Raw genomic sequence first — 18,710 nt, 5'->3', positions numbered from 1 at the left:
ACTAAAGGAGTACTACTGCTGATGAACTTTCGTTCTAAATTCGATCATTTACGCAATCCCTTTCTAACAACTATTATTGTTACGTTTTGTATCTACCTAGGATTGGTTCAATTTACAACTTCCTACCCATATATTCATATGCTGCCAATTCCAACACCTGCTGTATTGACATTAGGAATGGCAGGTTTATTTATCGTATATCACGTCTTATATGGATTGAAGGAGCAAGGTTTATATATATCTATAGCTGACCGATATATGAAATACTTCATTTATGCATTTGTCTTATCCATCATACTTTCTATTTTTTCAGCTCTGTTCACTGCGAGCGTGGTAAATAGTGTGGAGTTTGTCTCTTATTTGAAAAAATCCTTGATCACCAGGATGTTATATTACATCGCTTTTATCGGGATGACCTACTTTGGTTATAAAACCCTTTCTAAACTTGATTTGAGTAAAATCAAAAAGATCGTCAACGTATATCCTATCTCCATTTTGTTAATTACGGCGATTGGGATTTGGCAGCTCTTGTATTTTTTATTCAACGTTCCATTTTTGAACATTGAGACTCGATCCTTTGTTCATAGTGTCGGTGGACTAACTTTATTCGATTTCCGACTTACCTCTTTTGCGGATGAGCCAAGTTATTTAGGTCCGATTATCATTGATATGGTGATTGTTGGATACTTATTATTCAAAAGAAAGTGGATTTATGTAATCGCTATATTGATACCGGCATTGATTGTACTCATCTTTTCTTTCTCGGTTGCAGTTTATTTCAATTTGCTTATTATGTTCGGGATATTATTTTTGTTTATTCTTTTCCACCCAAAAGTACCGAAGAAATACATATGGATGTTCTTAGGGTTATCAGTAGCTGCAGTCGCTGTTGCAATTCTTGTGAAACCCGAACTATTCGCCAAGTTTTTCAGTCCGATCCTTAATCGGGAAAATCTGTTTGACCCTGAACATTCCAGTAGGATTTACATGTATTTGATGCCGTTATTTTGGTTATTTGATCACTCTGTCATCTCTGCATTATTTGGATATGGTCCAGGTGCTTTCGAGTTCATATCAGAGACGAAAATATTACCGAAAGATGGATCCAGATTAAATGTCTCTTCGAACAATATGTATATTGACCTGCTTTTTGAACATGGAATCATCGGGTTTACGTTGATCATGGCTGCTGCAGGTTATCTCTTTTTCAACCTGTTGAAAAGAGTGAGAAGAAACATCTATTTCTTAATTGCATTCTTAGAATTGATGCACTTATTGGTCACATCTTTATATCGAAGTGATTTTGTCACCCCTAGGTTTTGGGGCGTTCTATTAATTGTATTCTTGCTGACGAAAATAGGCGAGGTTACTGACAAGGAAAAGGAAATGTAATGGAGTGAACAATTTGAAGCGCAAATTTCTACTCACAGTCATATTGGTAACAAGTTTAACCTTATCAGGTTGTATCTTGCCCTTGAAAACGAAAGAAATTGATACAAAAGAATATCATTCAATCGGAAATGAGTTGAAGTTATTCGGCTTTGGCATAGGGGAAGACATTCATAATATTAATAAAGCTGTTGAAGGAACCGTTGAAGAGGAAGAACTTTATTATGAATTCCCTAAACATGAACTAAGGGTTTATTTAAATCCATATAAAAAGTCTCATTTCATATCCACAACCAATCCAGAATTTGAGATTCTTGATGAAACTGCACTGAATATGACAAAAGAAGATGTTATGGCTGAATTCTCGGAATATGATTTACATGAATTTGTTTTTGGCTTTGGTGAAGACAACCCTGAGGATACTTCATATATCTACTTTAGCGTAGAGAAAGAAGAAGACGATGATAAACAGAAAGTCGTATTGAAGTTTAATCAGGATAGAGTGGAAAGTGTTTTCCTTGGAACAGAAGACGTACCATTTCATCAAATTATTGAACCAGGTGTTGAAGAAGACGATTTATTTACGGATGATGAGTTGATGGTCTTATCGAAGTACTTGACCCTTGATGTGGATCTAGGTTTAAACAATAAGAAGGTTTTATCAAAAGAATTCATGCAGTATGCACAAGTCGGGCTTCTAGAAGGAATGCCGTTCCCTCTCGGATTTAGTAAAGATGACTTGATTAACAGGTTTGAGTTACCAAATACAGTTACAGCAGGTAGTGGCATGGTCAAACAGTATTATTATTATACAGCCTATAATGCTTATCTTGGTTTTACGCAAGAAGATGAAGAAAGCAAAGAGTTATTAACAGAGATTGTGATCCCTGTCGATCTCCCTATAGAGGAAATGGAAGAACGATATGATTTTAAAGATAAAAAGATGGGGGAATACTCTATTTCAATTGTTACTGAGGAAGAACGAGTGGTTGAAGTGATTTTGACTTTAGCTGACCCTTTTGATAAATCTTGATTGAGAACCCCGCTTTAGAGTGGGGTTTACGTATTTCTAAAATCGTTATGATTATCTAAAATGAACAACCTCTGTTAATATAAAAGTGGATTATTCAATACTGTCATACTTGCGTTGTTCTGTACGAATGATGTTTTTATGAGGATCGTAATTTGGGTATAAAGGAATAAAGCCACTTATTTAAGAGTAATTAAGTTCAAACAAAATGGAATACTAAAGAACTAATAATTTTGAAAAGATACTCTAAGAGATGGATTTAGGAGGAATGTTAATGAGAGTAAAAAAAGCAGTAATTCCAGCAGCAGGTCTTGGTACTCGTTTTCTACCAGCAACCAAAGCGCAGCCGAAAGAAATGCTGCCCATTGTAGATACTCCTACAATTCAATATATTGTGGAAGAAGCTATATCTTCGGGCATTGAGGATATAATAATTGTTACTGGTCGTGGAAAAAGAGCGATTGAAGACCACTTCGATAAATCATTCGAATTAGAAGAATCCCTCGAAAAGAAAGGTAAAACCACGGAATTAGCTAAAATACAAAAAATCTCGGACATGGCCGATATACACTATATTAGACAGAAAGAGCCTAAAGGGCTCGGTCATGCGATATGGTGTGCCCGTAAATTTATAGGGAATGATCCATTTGCAGTCATGCTTGGTGATGACATTGTAGTTTCAGAAGAACCATGTCTTCATCAAATGATTGATGAGTTTGAGAAAAGACAGTCTTCTATCATCGGAGTCCAAGAGGTAACAACTGAGGACGTTTCCAAATATGGAATTGTGGACGCTAAGGATACACCTAATAACACCAACCGGGTATATGAGATCAATGACTTGGTTGAAAAACCGAGTATTGAAGAAGCGCCGTCAAATCTTGCAATTATGGGACGCTATATTCTTACACCAGAAATTCTCGATATCTTAGAACATCTTGAGCCAGGTGCAGGCAACGAAATTCAATTGACAGATGCACTTCGGAAATTAAATATGGATCAAGGAATTTTCGCCTATCTCTTTGAAGGTAGAAGATATGATATTGGAGATAAATACGGGTTTGTACAAGCTACAGTTGAACTGGCACTTCAACGTGGTGATCTTGGAGAACCGTTACTTCAGTGGTTGAAGGAAATTGTAAAAGACCGATAATGCTAAAAGGAGAAAGTACATTGAATATTTGTGTGATAGGTACAGGATATGTTGGACTTGTGTCTGGAACGTGTTTTAGTGAAGTGGGAAATCATGTTACTTGTGTAGATTTAGATGCAGATAAGATAGAAAAGCTGAAACAAAGCATTATTCCCATCTATGAACCTGGTTTAAAAGAACTGGTCCAAAAAAACAGTGCAGAAGGACGCTTGAAGTTTACAACGGATTTGCAAGAAGGTATGGAAGCCGCTGATGTTGTCATAATTGCTGTTGGAACTCCTCCAAAAGAGAATGGTGAAGCCGATCTTAGATTTGTTAAGAATGTAGCAAAATCAATTGGAGAGAACTTAAACGGCTATAAAGTTATAGTGACGAAAAGTACGGTTCCAGTAGGCACGGGTAGCATGATTAAAAGGATTATTCAAGAAACGTCTGATGGCCATTTTGAATTCGATGTCGCTTCCAATCCAGAGTTCCTAAGAGAAGGCTCAGCTGTTAAGGATACTATGGAGATGGAAAGAGCTGTAATTGGTGTTGAGTCTGAAAAGGCTGAGAGGCTTTTGAAGAAATTACATGAACCTTTTACATCCAACATCATTGCTTCTGATGTTGAAACGGCTGAAATTATTAAATATGCTTCAAACGCATTTTTAGCTACGAAGATCAGCTTTATGAATGACATCGCAAATCTTTCCGAAAAATTCAACGCCAATGTAGATCTGATAGCTAAAGGGATGGGTGCAGATAGCCGTATTGGACCACAATTCTTAAACGCGGGTATTGGCTATGGTGGATCTTGTTTCCCTAAAGATGTCAGTGCTCTGATTAATATCGCTGATTCCCAAGATGTTTCACTTGATATTTTGAAAGCTGTAGAAGATATCAATAAGAAGCAAAGATTAAGAATGATTGATAAGTTGAAAAAAGCATTTGATGGAGATCTATCTAATAAGAAAATCGCTGTATTAGGTTTAGCCTTTAAACCAAATACAGATGATATGAGGGAAGCGCCATCCTTAACTGTTATCCCTGAACTTCAAAAGCTGGGTGCCGAGGTCGTCGCATTTGATCCAATCGCTGCTGAAAATGCTAAGAAAGAGATTGATGGTCTGAAAACGGTCGACGATATGTATGTGGCAATCGAAGGTGCAGACTGCATCGCTATTCTTACAGAGTGGGATGAGATTAAACAATTGGATTTAGAGAAAGCGAAACAACTATTAAAACAACCTGTTATCATTGATGGACGCAATATCTTTAAATTAGAAGAGATGGACCAACATGGTTACTACTATGACTCAATCGGTAGGACGTTAGTCCAAGGATAATTTAATGAGATGATGAGGAATGCGACTCTGGAAAAGGTGATTTTCCAGGTCGTATTTTTTATTTCATAAGATATTTCCAAATACCAATTAAAGTAATGGGTAGTCCATAAGTCCTTTAATATATATTCTCTCAGATCTTTAATATTCGTGTATTAAGATTCTTACGAGGAATGTCGATATATTAGATAAGTGAATCTTCACTAACATTATTTCATTACCAATATAGTATTTTATTACCTACTATTCCAAAATTACATATGGTAACCTGAAATTAACAAAACTAAACATGATTCGACTTTAAAAGGGGGGTTCTGTCAAACTTTGCAGGGGTTAAAAATCGTAATCATTTTATTTAAAACTTTTAAGGGGGAAACAAGAAATTGCGTGCCTTATTAACAATACTATTGGCTTGTATTATGGCCATTGTTCCATTCAGTTCGTCTGCTCTGGCTTTTTCTAAAGATATAAATGTCCGTCTAGTAAACTATATTGGAAATCAAGTGGATGTTCACTTCAATGTTGTCGGATCTTATCAGGTTGAAAATTCATCTGTGAAATTAGTACCGGGAGAAAGGTACTCTGTCGCAGCATTAGGTTCAAAAGTAACGTTATTCAATTCCGGTAAAAAATTGATGGAAGCTTCAGAAATTGTTCTCAAACCTACCATTAAAGGTTCTATAGATAGTCAAGTCCTTCTTGAGAACATGGAATACATTGGCGCTGTAAAGTTCATTAATGAAAATGGTTATGTCAGACCAATCAACACGGTTGATCTAGTCAGTTATCTGAAGGGTGTCGTTCCAAGTGAAATGCCTCAATCATGGGGTTACTATAGTGGGATGGAAGCATTGAAAGCACAAGCAGTTGCAGCTCGTACATATGTGTTAAGAAGAAACGCCACAACGATTGATGATGGACAGAGTCACCAGGTGTATAGAGGGTATGACTGGTGGTTGAGTACTTCAGATGCTGTTATGGAAACACAAGGTAAAGTATTGAAGTATGGAAATGAATATGTGAATGCACTCTATTCCTCCTCAAATGGGGGAAGCACTCTTACAAATAAAAACTCATGGGGTACAACCAATCTCCCATACTTTGACACGAAAAAAGATCCTTATGATGCAAAGATTTCGCCATATTCTGATTGGTCATTTACCTTAAACAAAGAACAGATCGACACTTCTAAATTGGATTTGAGTAAGCCGGATTCGTGGTGGGATGATACATATGAAGTCGATCGCTCGATTACGGATAGTATCATTAGTCGATTGCAATCCAAAGGGACTATTTCAAAATACAATGAAATCAAAGTTGTTAGATTTAATTCTATGTCATTTGATAGCCCTCCAAGCAATGCAAATGATGTACTGAATGGTACTTTCACATTTGAATACTTTGTTAAAACTCCAACGGATTATGTCATGGAAGATGGCAAGATAAAGACTTATAAAAAGACGATAGAGGATACTTCCTACAATATTCGTTTTATGATCGGTACTTCGACGATGAGAAGTCCAGTCATTAAAAATGTGGAGCAAGTGAACGGTGAATTCATCGTCAAAGGTTCAGGGTTCGGTCATGGAATCGGGATGAGCCAATACGGTGCTTATCAAATGTCCAAAGATGGTAAACATTATAATGAAATCCTTGATTTCTACTATCCTGGAACGAAACTTGTACGTGAAATTAATAAAGAAGATTACTTTAGTAGATTGAAAGGTCAAGACCGTTATGGGACAAGTGTCGCAATTTCTCAACATGCTTGGGAAAACAAATCAGAGGCTGTTGTGTTGGGACGCGGAGACTTGTCAATTGACTCTTTGACAGGAAGTGTTTTAGCCAAGAAGTATGACTCTCCATTGCTTCTTACGTATACGAACAAAATTCCAGACAATGTTAGAGACGAAATTCAGAGGTTGAGTCCTAAAAAAATCTTCTTACTAGGTGGCACAAGTGCGATATCTGACAAGGTGAAAGCGGAGCTTGAAAAAGCTTATCCAAATGCTCAAGTGAATCGAATTTCAGGAACGGATCGTTTTGCAACTGCGATTGAAGTTGCTGAACAAATCAACAACACGACTGAAGTCATTTTGACAACAGGTGACGAATCCTCACCAGATGCGTTATCGATTGCTTCTCACGCAGCTAGTAATCAGATTCCGATCTTGTATACGAATCCTAACAATTTACCTGAAGATGTTGAAACCTTCTTGAAGAACAATAAAGTCAATAAAGTTACGATTATTGGTGGTAAATCAAGAATATCAACTAATTTGGAGAAATATATTGATTCCATCGTGAACCAGGTGGAGCGAGTATCTGGTCCTGATCGATATGCCACAAGTATTGAAATTGCAGAAAAAATGAATTACCGTGTGTCTCAACTGTTCTTTGCACAAGGGAATGTATTCATTGATGCATTACCAGCTTCCGCATATGCCGCTGCTGTAGATGCCCCTGTCATCCTGACTTACAAAGACCAGGTTCCAGCACCGGTTCAAAATTACTTGAAAACATTTAATAATGTACCGGATACCTATATTTTGGGTGGACCAGGTGCGGTTAGTGATCAAGTCGTTTCAGAGGTTGAAAGCCTTATCTTGAATTAAATATGAGAATAGATTTATTAGATAGGGGTGGTATTGATACTACTCCTATCTTTTTTGGTCAAAACAATTATCGAAAAGTAGATTTTAAGTTATAATAATTAATTATTACGATTTCTAGGGGATGATACTTTGAAAAAAGAAGGAGGGATTGCGATAGCTCTATTCTGGGGAGTGACCCTGGGATTGATCTTATGGACGTCTGTTATCGGATGGCTGAAGCTATGGATAAAAATTATTGTTTATATGTTATAAGTACATAAATGATCGATTTATAGCGAATATTCTGGTGCTTGAAAGTGGTTTTGTTGTAGATTTATGGTTTCATTCGTCTGTAAATCGGTTAAATAATAGAATAGTAGTCCAATGAAAATTTGTTTTGACTTTTTTTGGCGATGTGGTATTATAACTTAGTGATGTACTATATAAGTTGACTTTTTTCTAAAATTAGCTGAGGTGAATTGCATGGCTTTTAATCGCTATCAAGAAAGTTCTATGAGCCAACATACTTCATTAAAATATCAAAATGCAAATGTTTTATATATGAAACGAATTTTAGATGTCATGTTTTCCATCGTTGCATTAGCATTATGTGCACCTATCATTCTATTTACCATGTTAGCTATTAAAATTGAATCTCCTGGATCAGCGATTTTCAAACAGGAGCGTGTAGGTTTAAATGGTCGAACATTTAAGGTGATTAAACTGAGATCGATGCGCAATGATGCAGAAAAAAATGGACCTCAATGGGCTTCCAAAAATGATCCACGAGTAACTAAAATTGGTGCCTTTATCCGAAAAACACGAATTGACGAGCTTCCGCAGTTCATCAATGTGTTGAAAGGTGAAATGAGTATTGTTGGACCGCGACCTGAACGTCCGGTGTTTGTAGAACAATTTAACAAAGAAATTAACGGATTTGATCAACGTTTGAATGTGAAACCAGGTTTAACTGGATTAGCACAAGTAAATGGCGGATATGAAGCTACGCCAGAAGAAAAATTAGAATATGACCTCAAATACATTGACAATTTGAGTGTCTGGAACGATTTTAAAATCATGATGGCTACAGTAAAAGTAGTCTTCACAGGTGATGGAGCGAGATAATCCTTTAATGCACTACTCTAAAACTTATTCCTTTGCAATAAAGGAATAAGTTTTTCTTTATTTTACACTGAATGTTCCATGTCTATACGGAGAAACTAAAGGATGCAACTTTTTCCACTCATAATCGTCTAAATAATTGGAGGATCACAAAAGTGAATGAACCTAAAGTCAGTGTCATAACACCATCATATAAATCATCAAAATTTATTGGTGATACGATCTCTTCTGTTTTAAATCAAACCTATAAAAACTGGGAAATGATTATCGTTGATGATTGCTCCCCCGACAATTCTGTCGAAGTCATCGAAGAATATGTGCAGAAAGACTCTAGAATTAAACTGCATCAGCTTTCTGAAAATAGCGGCGCAGCTGTAGCGCGAAACACAGCCATTGATATGGCTGACGGAAAATACATCGCTTTTCTAGATAGTGATGATTTATGGCTTCCAGAAAAGCTTGAAAAACAAGTGCGATTCATGGAAGAGAACAAGAGTGTATTTTCTTTTACAGAATACCGAATTATGGATGAAGAAGGATCGCCGACTGATATTACCGTTAAAATACCTAAGGAAATGTCCTATAGGGATTTGCTCAAAAGAACGGTGATCGGATGCTTGACTGTAATGGTCAACATTGAAGAGACCGGTAAAGTGCAGATGCCAAACATCCGTGCAAGGCAAGATCTAGCGCTCTGGCTCTCTATTCTCAGAAGAGGTTATGTTGCCCACGGTATCCAAGAAGAACTCGCCATGTACAGAAAAGTAAAAGGGTCGGTTTCAAGTAATAAATTCAAAATGATTAAGAAGAACTGGACAGTATACCGTGATCTTGAAAAGATAGGACCTATCCGTTCAGCCTGGTATGTCGGCAACGTTGCAGTTACATCTGTCTTAAAAAACATCAAAGGATAGTTGAGAGGGGAATTATGTCATGAAAGTGTTAGTAACAGGTGGAGCAGGATTCATTGGAATGAATATCGTTGAACAATATTTAGAGGACGGACACGAAGTAGTGGTTGTGGATGACCTTTCTACTGGAAAAGAAGAAAATCTAAAAGAGTCCGTCACATTCTATAAAGCAGATATTACTACACCAGATTTCATTGATATCGTTAAAAAGGAAACACCTGATGTCATCAACCATCATGCAGCACAAATCGATGTACAGACATCCTTGAAGAATCCAGTATTTGATGCACATATTAATATTTTAGGAACAATCAATGTGCTTGAAGCATGTAAAGAAGTCAATGCAGCAATTGTTTATGCTTCATCTGCAGCGGTATATGGTGAACCAGATTATCTCGGTGTTGATGAAAAGCATAAGGTGGACCCAATGTCTTACTATGGTGCTTCTAAGCATACACCTGAACATTATATAAAAATCTATGGGGATTTACACGGAATCCAATACAGCATCCTCCGTTATGCAAACGTTTATGGAATCGGACAGATTCCTAAAGGAGAAGGTGGGGTCATTTCCATCTTTGTCGATAAAATTATTAAAGGTGAAGATTTGACGATCTTCGGTGATGGAGAGCATACGCGCGATTTTATTTACGTAAGTGACATTGCTGAAGCAAATTTATTAGCGAGTAAACACCCATGTAATGATATAATAAACATCAGTACGAACACACAAGTTTCTCTTAATGATTTAGTGAAGACATTTGAAGAAGTAGTTGGAGATTCTCTCGAGAAAAAACATGAAGGCGAACGTCCTGGAGACATCCGACATAGCTACCTTACAAATGATAAAGCTGAACAGTTGATTAATTGGAAACCGAAAGTTTCGTTGAAAGAAGGACTCGAAAAAACGTTGCTTTACTATCAAAAGAAAGCAGCTGGTAACATCTAGCCTTTTTAAAGAAGGAATGAGGAAGTTTTCATGGAACAATCCAAAAGGAAAAAAACGAAACGGAAAACACTATCAAGGGTCATGATTGTTCTTCTAGCCATAGGTTTCATTTTTTTGACCTATGGAGGATATATAGGATATCAAACATATGTGGCCTCGAAGGACACGTATGAAGAATTGGACCGCAATTCCAAGTATCGTGATGAAGCTGTTACGATTGGAGAAGAGCCAATTTCCATTTTACTGATGGGTATTGAAGACTACTCTACTGGTGGGAAAAACGGGCGGACAGATTCACTGATACTTTTAACATTGGATCCTGATGATAAGACTGCATCTATGTTAAGTATTCCACGTGATTCACGGGTGAAAGTTCCTGGTAGAGAAGGACTTACGAAAATCAATCATGCACATGCATTTGGTGGTACTGAATTGACCGTTGAAACGGTAGAGGAGTTTCTGAAAATTCCTGTGGATTACTATATGAAAGTGAACTTCTTCGGATTCAAGAAAGTCGTAGATGAACTGGATGGCATTACCGTTGATGTACCATTTGACTTCTCTGAGACAAGTGATATTGGTGATAAGCGCCGTATATACTTTGAAGAAGGACCAATGGAGCTGGATGGAGAAGAAGCTCTTGCCTATGTAAGGATGAGAAAGCAAGATCCTCTCCAGGACCTTGGGCGTAACGAACGTCAAAAGCAGGTTGTTAAGGCCGCTGTTGAAGAGCTTCAGTCGCCAAGCGGTGTGTTGAAATTGGACAATGTCATTAAACATCTCGGCAAAAATATAAAAACAAATCTCAAGGCAAGCGACATCTTGTACTTGAGTGAACAATACGAAGGATTTGATAAAGAAGATATCACTTCTTTAAAATTCGATGGAAAAACAGAAAAAATTAATGGATCTGATTTCTACATTCCATCTGAAGAAAGTCTTAAAGAGATTCAAGATCAATTAAACAAACACTTGTTCAAGTAAACAGTCATCATCTGATGGCTGTTTTATTTTTTGATAAAAATAGAACGGAATTTAAGATATACGTTGATGAGAGGGGTCCTCCGTTTCCCATAAAGCTCAATGATTTCTCCAACAATTTGCACAGATACAATGAGAAGGATGACAATGATGAGGGATAACCAGATGGTAGCTCTTGAAAAAGTGATGGCAGCTAATCCGAATAAAGCGGATAACAAATAAATCAACCAAACTGTATTCCTGTGGCTGAACCCCATTGCAAGAAGTCTATGGTGCAAGTGGGATTTATCCGGTTCTGAGAAGCTTTGGTTGTTGAGGATGCGTCGTATAATGGCCGAAAGTGTGTCGAAAATGGGTACGCCAAGAATGATGAACGGGACAACCAGGCTGAATAACGTGATACTTTTGAAAAAGCCAAGAACGGATAATAAAGCAATAGAAAATCCTAAAAATAAGGACCCTGTATCTCCCAAAAAGATTTTTGCGGGATTGATGTTGTAAACAAGGAAGCCAAGAGTTGCTGCAATCAATGTCAATGACCATAAAAACACGGTCATATCGTTTTTCTCGATCGCCATGATCATGATGACAAATAGAGAGATACATGATATTCCAGCTGCTAGCCCATCAAGTCCATCGACCAGATTGATGGAATTCGTAATGCTTACAATCCAAATAATCGTTAGTATGTAGCCGATTATGCCTGCATACTCCAAACGATTGTCTGTAAAGGGTAATGATATGTATGTAATTCGAACTCCAGCATGTACAGCTAAGAATGCAGCTGTAACTTGCCCAATCAACTTTATCTTTGCAGGCAATTGAAAGACATCATCCAATACACCGATTGCGATGATAATTGAAAAAGCAATTGTCATCATGCCTAAGTTGGGTAGAGAAATCTTCAAATAGAAAAAACCGATCATATTGGATAGTATGATAGCCAATCCCCCAAGTCGAGGGATGGCTTTACGATGGACTTTTCTCCAATTCGGTTTATCAACTGCATTTATTTTATGTGCAATTAGGCTAACAACTGGAACCAAGAGGACTGAGATTAAAAAGCAACCTAAAAAATATAAAACGTAGCTGTCAAAATTCATCATCATAATCGCCCTAACCTATATTTGTCGTTTATTAGTATAGGTAAAGGCAGACGAATTTAACCTGTTTCATGAAGATTCTTTAACGTCTATTTCAATATAAAGATCCTCTTTTTCATCAAGCTCGTGAGCATCCATAGTAATGTTCGTAATCCAGTTATGGAAATCCTTAACGTCTTGTAATCGTACATAAATGTTTAAGTCCACCTTATCCAAATAAGTAATGTCATTCAGTATAAAGTTGGTTTGCTTGATGTCATTCTGGATTTTCCCTAATAACGTGTAATCGATCTTGATGGAAAATTGCTTAACCATCACCTTTTCGACAATTCCTGTCGCATCTAGTACTTTAGATGTAGAAGAGCCGTAAGCACGTATTAATCCACCTGCTCCGAGTTTGATTCCACCAAAGTAGCGGGTAATTACTACTACAGTATTTTTCAATTTTCTTTTTTTGAGGACCTCTAATATCGGGACTCCAGCAGTACCACTTGGTTCACCGTCATCATTGGCTTTTTGAATCTGATCATTTTCGCCTATGAGGTAGGCTGAACAGTTATGATTCGCACCATGGTGCTTTTTCTTGATTTCTTGAATGAAATGTTGGGCTTCCTCTTCCGTTTCAACCCTTTGGACATAGCCGATGAATCTAGACTTTTGTATGATTTGTTCGTGTTCTCCGTACGTTTTTACGGTATAATATGATGAGAGCATAAATACCTCCAGATATATTCAATAACATTACTTATTATATATCTGGACCATTATCCCATCAAATTTTACAAAAAAATTGAGTAATAAAGTCATAAATCCTTAGGTGAGTTCGAAACGTATATCGAATGGGGAAAATATTGGCATAGATTATGGGATAATTAGGAAAGAAGGACCTAGTACCTACTACTAAATGTTCGGTACAGTAGTATTGGAGGCATAGGAATGACGACTACAAAAACGTTTGATCCAACAAGTATCGATACGATCTTGGATAAAACGATTGCCACTGTTACCGAGAGTAAAGAACAGATCTTTGAAATTGGCGAGCAATCTCGACAAGAGTTCGAACAGTTAACAAGTGAATTGAAAGAAATTAAAGAGCAAGTGTTAAAGGTGATCCAACAAGGCGATGTCCTTGAAACCAAGTCTCGACTATCTCGTGCAAAGCTTGCTGAAGTAAGTAAGCACTTTGAACGTTATGGAGAGCAAGAAATCAAACAAGCGTATGAAACAGCAAGTGAATACCAGGTTCAATTGATTTCTACCCGTCAAAAAGAAGCTGCTCTTCGTCAGAGAAGAGATGATATTGAACGGCGACTTCTGAATTTAAAGGAAACGATTGAACGCGCAGAACGATTGGTAAGCCAGATCAGCGTTGTGTTGAATTACTTGGACGCGGATTTACGAAAAGTCGGCGAAATGGTAAAAGATGCTCAGGCCAAGCAGGATTTTGGGCTTCAAATCATCGAGGCACAAGAGGAAGAACGAGGTCGAGTCTCACGCGAAATACACGATGGGCCGGCGCAAATGCTTGCAAACGTATTGTTGAGATCTGAACTAATTGAAAAAATATACATGCAAAAAGGTGTCGAAGAGGCGCGTAGCGAACTAAAAGATCTAAGGCATATGGTTAAAGAAGCCTTGACTGAAGTCCGAAGAATCATTTATGACCTGAGGCCGATGGCACTCGATGACTTAGGACTTGTTCCAACGTTAGAGAAATATTTAAGGAACCTGTCTGAATCAACCGGAATCAACATTCAGCTAAGAAGTTTTGGTAATGAACGCAGACTTCCTTCTAAAATGGAAGTAGCAACATACCGATTGATTCAAGAATCTGTCCAAAATGCATGTAAGCATGCAAAAGCCGATGAAATACAGGTGAAAGTCGAATTCCAACAGAACTTATCCATTTTAGTAAGAGATAATGGAATTGGTTTTGATCCTGATGAGAAAAAAGAACAATCCTTTGGCTTGATTGGTATGAAGGAACGAGTCGATCTTTTAGAGGGGACTTTGAAAATAGATACGAACCCAGGCAAAGGGACTTTAATTTTTATACAAATACCATTAACTGAGCAGGAGGCATGGACATGACACAAATGAACGCCGTAAAGACGAGAATCGTACTAATTGATGACCATAAGCTATTCCGTGAAGGTGTCAAACGGATTTTGGATATGGAAGAGAATTTTGAAGTTGTAGCAGAAGGTGACGATGGACAAGATGCGGTCGAGTTGATAGAAACTCATCAACCGGATGTTGTCTTGATGGACATCAACATGCCGAACATCAATGGTGTAGAGGCTACTCGTCGTCTTGTGGAGAAATACCCAGACATCAAGGTCATCATCCTATCGATCCATGATGATGAGGCTTATGTTACGCATGCTGTGCAAACGGGTGCGTCTGGTTACCTGTTGAAGGAAATGGATGCAGACGCTTTGATTGATGCAGTTAAGGTTGTCGCTGACGGTGGTGCATACCTTCATCCGAAGGTAACCGTAAACTTGATCAGCGAATTCCGCCGAATCAAGACACAAGGCAACGGATCAGCTAATGGAGGCAATGGAGAAGTTGGCTTTAAGGAAGTTGAATACCGTAAGCCACTTCATATCTTAACTCGACGTGAGTGTGAGGTGCTTCAAATGTTGGCGGATGGAAAGAGTAACCGTTCGATTGGAGAAGCCCTTTATATCAGTGAAAAAACGGTCAAAAACCATGTAAGTAATATCCTGCAAAAGATGAACGTGAACGACCGTACCCAGGCAGTTGTTGAAGCGATCAAGAACGGTTGGGTAAAAGTGAATTAAGAGATGTGTGAGGACCTTCTGCGGAGAGTGGAAGGTCTTTTTGATTGCGTAAATTCTTGGATGAGTGCGTTTCATTGGTCATTTGTTTCGGTTGAAGCATTTTTAGAGAGTTTCAAGTAAAATAGAGAAGGTAATTCCCCCTTAGAAGTCAAATACATAAAAGAGGGGAAAAATAATAGAAAGGATCATGGTATGCATAAAGTTGCGATAGTTACAGACAGCACTTCGTACTTACCGAAGTCGCTCCGGGATCAATACGATATCAAGATGGTTCCGTTGAACGTCATCTTTGAAAATGAATCGTATCAGGAAGAAAAGGAAATCAGCGCAGAAGATTTTTATCAACAGGTGCGAGAGGGCGGAAAGTTACCTAAGACATCTCAACCTGCAGTCGGGCTTTTTGCGGATTTATACGAGAAGCTTGCTGAAGAAGGGTATACGGATGTCATCGTCATTACGTTATCTAGTGAAATCAGCGGAACTTTCCAAAGTGCACAGTCTGCTGAGACCATGGTGGATAACATCGATGTCCATATTTTCGACTCCGAGATCAGTTGTATGCCGCAAGGATTTTTTGTTTTGGAAGCAGCTAAAATGGCACAGCAAGGGCAAGCCGCAAAGGTCATTTTTTCGCGTTTGACGGTGATTCGCGCAAAAGGTATTCCAGCTTATTTTATGGTTGATGATTTGAGTCACTTACACCGTGGTGGTCGATTGAATAGTGCGCAGTTTTTTGTAGGAAACCTTTTACAAGTGAAGCCAGTCTTACGTTTTGTCGATAAGAAAATTGTTCCTTATGAAAAAATCCGCACGCGTAAAAAAGCAATCAAACGTTTGTTTGAACTTATTCATGAAGATGTTAAGCCTGAAGACAAGGCAACCATTTCCGTCATTCACGCAAATCGTGAAGAGGAAGCTAAAGAGTACGCCGATGAATTACAGAAGGACTATCCGAATTCTGAAATTATTATATCTTATTTCGGTCCTGTCATTGGAACTCATCTCGGTGAAGGAAGTATCGGTCTTACATGGATCAAAGAATAATGAACAGGTGGCAAAGCTGATGCGTTTTGCCACCATTTCTTCTGAACAAGGAACGATTTTGTGTCCTGAACCTCTCGTAAAGTCAACGGTATATCCTCTACAATCAATTGGAACATTGAACGAACTACCTCATTTACCACTCAATCCTACATTTCATTTCAATCCTCAGCTCCAACAATGCTTATTCGGAAAACATCTCCTACTTGATGAACTCTCATTTCCTATTGAAAAAATCCAAGAACATTATTTGAGTGGTCATATTTCGTATGAAAAAGGAATTATAGACGAAAATCAGAAATATCGTTGTGCAAGGTGTGGAAATCGCGAACAAGATTTATTTGCTTCTTTCGACTGTTTTCGTTGTAAGGAAGAATGTATGTATTGTCGAAATTGCATCATGATGAGAAGAGTCAGTCAGTGTACACCACTTTTGAGATGGAGTGGACCTGAAGTTATGTGGAGCAACCCATCTGACTTAAAGTGGGATGGTCAGCTTTCGGAACTTCAGCAATCAGCATCTCGGAGAATTACAGAAGTAGTTGATCATCCTCAGGACCTGTTGATATGGGCGGTTTGCGGAGCAGGGAAGACTGAAATCTTATTTGAGGGGATTAAAAGAGCGATTGGACAAGGTAAACGAGTTTGTTTAGCAACACCGCGAACGGATGTCGTGACTGAACTCCTTCCTCGATTTGAGAGAGCGTTTCCTTTCGTGAATACACAAGCTATATATGGTGGAAATGTCGAAATGAAAGACACCTCACAACTAATCCTATCTACTACGCACCAACTATTTCGCTATAAAGAAGCATTTGACTTAATAATTGTCGATGAAGTTGATGCCTATCCTTTCTCATATGACAAAACACTCCAATTTGCAGTAGAAAAAGCCTCTAAAAAGAAGGCCGCAAAGGTCTATCTAACCGCTACTCCCTCAAAAACGATGTTGCAACGTTTGAAACTTAATTCCCTTGAAGTTGTTCATATCTCCAAGCGTTTTCATGGTTATCCATTACCAGAACCTAAATTTGAATGGTGTGGAAATTGGTCCAAGAAATTGAAAAAGCGAAGATTGCCGGCTAACGTGATGGCGTATATCGCCACCCGATACGAACAGAAGCGAAAATGCCTAGTGTTTGTGCCAACTGTAGATTTCGGTAAAGAAGTACATTCCATACTTAATGAACTGAATTGTGAGTTTGTCCATTCGGAAGATCCAGAAAGATTGAAGAAGCTAAATCAATTTCGGAAAGGAGAGATTGAGTTGCTCATTACGACAACCATTTTGGAAAGAGGTGTCACGGTACCTGAAATTGATGTGGCTATATTAGGAGCGGAACATGAAGTTTTCTCATCCAATGCGTTGGTCCAAATAGCAGGTCGAGCCGGGCGGAGTATTGAGGATCCATATGGCGAAGTTGTTTACTTTCATTACGGGAAATCAAAAGCGATGGTTTCAGCTAGGAAGACGATTCGGGATCATAATCAGAGAGCTTTGAATAGTGAATAAGTGCTTGTATTGTTTGCAGCCCTTTCAATCACAGGTTGGATGGCGAATGTATTTTAGCATTGAGCGTCCGTCATTGTTATGTGATACATGTTCGCAGCAGTTAGAGTTTTTGCACGGAGATATTTGTCGAAAATGCGGTCGTTCTTTTTCGCTATTTCCTGAGAAATATCGTCATGGAGATAAATGCTCGGATTGTGTAAAATGGGAACAACAAGGGAGTTTTATCACAAAGAATCGTTCATTGCTTATATATAACGAATTTGCAAAGGAAGTCATTGCGAAGTACAAATATCGTGGAGATGTAGAGCTTATTAAAGCATTTAAAGATGAGTTTCGCCAGTTGGGTAGAAAAGAGTTTCCGAAGTCCTTGTTTGTACCAATCCCTTTAAGTGAACAAAGACAGTACGAACGGGGATTCAATCAAGCAGAAGGAATCGCTAACCTGTTTGGAAAAGAAGTTGTCAGCTGTTTAACAAGACCGCTTCATGAAGAAAAGCAAAGTAAAAAGGGACGTACAGATCGTCTTAGTATCCAGACGGTTTTTGTGTTTGACTCTAATTTTGTAGCCAAAATACACGGAAAAGATGTCACCTTAGTCGACGACATTTACACGACCGGATCCACTGTTGAAGCAGCGGGTAAGATTTTACTAGACCATGGGGCCCGAACAGTCTCTTCTTTTACATTAGCAAGAGGGTAATTCCTACCAAACATGTCTAAAAGTTAAACTTTTCATTTAAACTTCCGATATAGACATTAGATAAAGAATACGGAGTAGGTATGTAAAGGAGA

Annotated in this window: 16 protein-coding genes; 14 read left to right on the top strand and 2 right to left on the bottom strand. The window is 38.2% G+C overall.

Translation table 11 applies throughout. The features are described 5' to 3' along the window. Positions 1-21 precede the first annotated feature (21 nt). From ACSVDE_RS14500 to ACSVDE_RS14460, 9 genes are all read left to right on the top strand, one after another. Positions 22-1,392 (top strand): O-antigen ligase family protein, encoded by a 1,371-nt coding sequence (locus tag ACSVDE_RS14500; RefSeq protein ID WP_439301577.1) that lies wholly within the window; start codon positions 22-24, stop codon positions 1,390-1,392. An 82-nt stretch (positions 1,393-1,474) separates the two neighbouring features. Then, complete coding sequence (locus ACSVDE_RS14495; protein WP_439301576.1) at positions 1,475-2,422, top strand: hypothetical protein; 948 nt, start codon at positions 1,475-1,477, stop codon at positions 2,420-2,422. A 271-nt stretch (positions 2,423-2,693) separates the two neighbouring features. Next, complete coding sequence (gene galU, locus ACSVDE_RS14490; protein ID WP_439301575.1) at positions 2,694-3,572, top strand: UTP--glucose-1-phosphate uridylyltransferase GalU; 879 nt, start codon at positions 2,694-2,696, stop codon at positions 3,570-3,572. 20 nt (positions 3,573-3,592) lie between these two features. After that, entirely contained in the window at positions 3,593-4,900 is a 1,308-nt protein-coding gene (locus ACSVDE_RS14485; RefSeq protein WP_439301574.1) for a UDP-glucose dehydrogenase family protein, read from the top strand. A 380-nt stretch (positions 4,901-5,280) separates the two neighbouring features. Further along, positions 5,281-7,512, top strand: coding sequence for a SpoIID/LytB domain-containing protein (locus ACSVDE_RS14480; protein ID WP_439301573.1), 2,232 nt, complete (start codon positions 5,281-5,283; stop codon positions 7,510-7,512). A 462-nt stretch (positions 7,513-7,974) separates the two neighbouring features. Further along, complete coding sequence (locus ACSVDE_RS14475) at positions 7,975-8,616, top strand: sugar transferase (protein ID WP_439301572.1); 642 nt, start codon at positions 7,975-7,977, stop codon at positions 8,614-8,616. Between the two features lie 152 nt (positions 8,617-8,768). Further along, complete coding sequence (locus ACSVDE_RS14470; protein WP_439301571.1) at positions 8,769-9,527, top strand: glycosyltransferase family 2 protein; 759 nt, start codon at positions 8,769-8,771, stop codon at positions 9,525-9,527. A gap of 19 nt (positions 9,528-9,546) precedes the next feature. Beyond that, a complete protein-coding gene (locus ACSVDE_RS14465) occupies positions 9,547-10,473 on the top strand; it encodes an NAD-dependent epimerase/dehydratase family protein (RefSeq protein WP_439301570.1) in 927 nt (308 codons plus the stop codon). Positions 10,474-10,503: 30 nt separating this feature from the next. Then, positions 10,504-11,457, top strand: a complete 954-nt coding sequence (locus ACSVDE_RS14460; protein WP_439301569.1) for an LCP family protein — start codon at positions 10,504-10,506, stop codon at positions 11,455-11,457. Between the two features lie 23 nt (positions 11,458-11,480). Here ACSVDE_RS14460 and ACSVDE_RS14455 read toward each other — a convergent pair whose 3' ends face one another. Beyond that, positions 11,481-12,563: a glycosyltransferase family 4 protein gene (locus tag ACSVDE_RS14455; protein ID WP_439301568.1), complete on the bottom strand. Its 1,083-nt coding sequence runs from the start codon at positions 12,561-12,563 to the stop codon at positions 11,481-11,483. Between the two features lie 63 nt (positions 12,564-12,626). Beyond that, on the bottom strand, positions 12,627-13,271 hold the full coding sequence (locus ACSVDE_RS14450; RefSeq protein WP_439301567.1) for a YigZ family protein: 645 nt from the start codon (positions 13,269-13,271) through the stop codon (positions 12,627-12,629). A gap of 222 nt (positions 13,272-13,493) precedes the next feature. Here ACSVDE_RS14450 and ACSVDE_RS14445 point away from each other — a divergent pair, with 222 nt between their 5' ends. The 5 genes from ACSVDE_RS14445 to ACSVDE_RS14425 all read left to right on the top strand — a co-directional run bounded on the left by ACSVDE_RS14445 (position 13,494) and on the right by ACSVDE_RS14425 (position 18,618). Then, complete coding sequence (locus tag ACSVDE_RS14445; RefSeq protein WP_439301566.1) at positions 13,494-14,648, top strand: sensor histidine kinase; 1,155 nt, start codon at positions 13,494-13,496, stop codon at positions 14,646-14,648. After that, on the top strand, positions 14,645-15,364 hold the full coding sequence (locus tag ACSVDE_RS14440; protein WP_439301565.1) for a response regulator: 720 nt from the start codon (positions 14,645-14,647) through the stop codon (positions 15,362-15,364). The genes ACSVDE_RS14445 and ACSVDE_RS14440 overlap by 4 nt, the downstream gene beginning before the upstream one ends. A 192-nt stretch (positions 15,365-15,556) precedes the next feature. Next, on the top strand, positions 15,557-16,408 hold the full coding sequence (locus ACSVDE_RS14435; RefSeq protein ID WP_439301564.1) for a DegV family protein: 852 nt from the start codon (positions 15,557-15,559) through the stop codon (positions 16,406-16,408). A gap of 19 nt (positions 16,409-16,427) precedes the next feature. Beyond that, positions 16,428-17,918, top strand: a complete 1,491-nt coding sequence (locus ACSVDE_RS14430) for a DEAD/DEAH box helicase (protein ID WP_439301563.1) — start codon at positions 16,428-16,430, stop codon at positions 17,916-17,918. After that, on the top strand, positions 17,911-18,618 hold the full coding sequence (locus tag ACSVDE_RS14425) for a ComF family protein (RefSeq protein WP_439301562.1): 708 nt from the start codon (positions 17,911-17,913) through the stop codon (positions 18,616-18,618). Before ACSVDE_RS14430 ends, ACSVDE_RS14425 begins: the two co-directional genes overlap by 8 nt. The last annotated feature ends 92 nt before the right edge of the window (positions 18,619-18,710 follow it).

It is taken from the genome of Pseudalkalibacillus sp. Hm43, assembly GCF_051842935.1.
Taxonomy (GTDB): Bacteria; Bacillota; Bacilli; order Bacillales; family Fictibacillaceae; genus Pseudalkalibacillus.
This window is presented reverse-complemented; position numbering and strand designations above follow the sequence as displayed.

What these genes read in the sequence shown, in the direction of transcription:
- ACSVDE_RS14500 (WP_439301577.1), top strand. Translation starts at nt 22, where the DNA reads ATGAACTTTCGTTCTAAATTCGATCATTTACGCAATCCCTTTCTAACA.
- galU (WP_439301575.1), top strand. Translation starts at nt 2,694, where the DNA reads ATGAGAGTAAAAAAAGCAGTAATTCCAGCAGCAGGTCTTGGTACTCGT.
- ACSVDE_RS14475 (WP_439301572.1), top strand. Translation starts at nt 7,975, where the DNA reads ATGGCTTTTAATCGCTATCAAGAAAGTTCTATGAGCCAACATACTTCA.
- ACSVDE_RS14465 (WP_439301570.1), top strand. Translation starts at nt 9,547, where the DNA reads ATGAAAGTGTTAGTAACAGGTGGAGCAGGATTCATTGGAATGAATATC.
- ACSVDE_RS14460 (WP_439301569.1), top strand. Translation starts at nt 10,504, where the DNA reads ATGGAACAATCCAAAAGGAAAAAAACGAAACGGAAAACACTATCAAGG.
- ACSVDE_RS14455 (WP_439301568.1), bottom strand. Translation starts at nt 12,563, where the DNA reads ATGATGATGAATTTTGACAGCTACGTTTTATATTTTTTAGGTTGCTTT.
- ACSVDE_RS14450 (WP_439301567.1), bottom strand. Translation starts at nt 13,271, where the DNA reads ATGCTCTCATCATATTATACCGTAAAAACGTACGGAGAACACGAACAA.
- ACSVDE_RS14445 (WP_439301566.1), top strand. Translation starts at nt 13,494, where the DNA reads ATGACGACTACAAAAACGTTTGATCCAACAAGTATCGATACGATCTTG.
- ACSVDE_RS14440 (WP_439301565.1), top strand. Translation starts at nt 14,645, where the DNA reads ATGACACAAATGAACGCCGTAAAGACGAGAATCGTACTAATTGATGAC.
- ACSVDE_RS14435 (WP_439301564.1), top strand. Translation starts at nt 15,557, where the DNA reads ATGCATAAAGTTGCGATAGTTACAGACAGCACTTCGTACTTACCGAAG.
- ACSVDE_RS14430 (WP_439301563.1), top strand. Translation starts at nt 16,428, where the DNA reads ATGCGTTTTGCCACCATTTCTTCTGAACAAGGAACGATTTTGTGTCCT.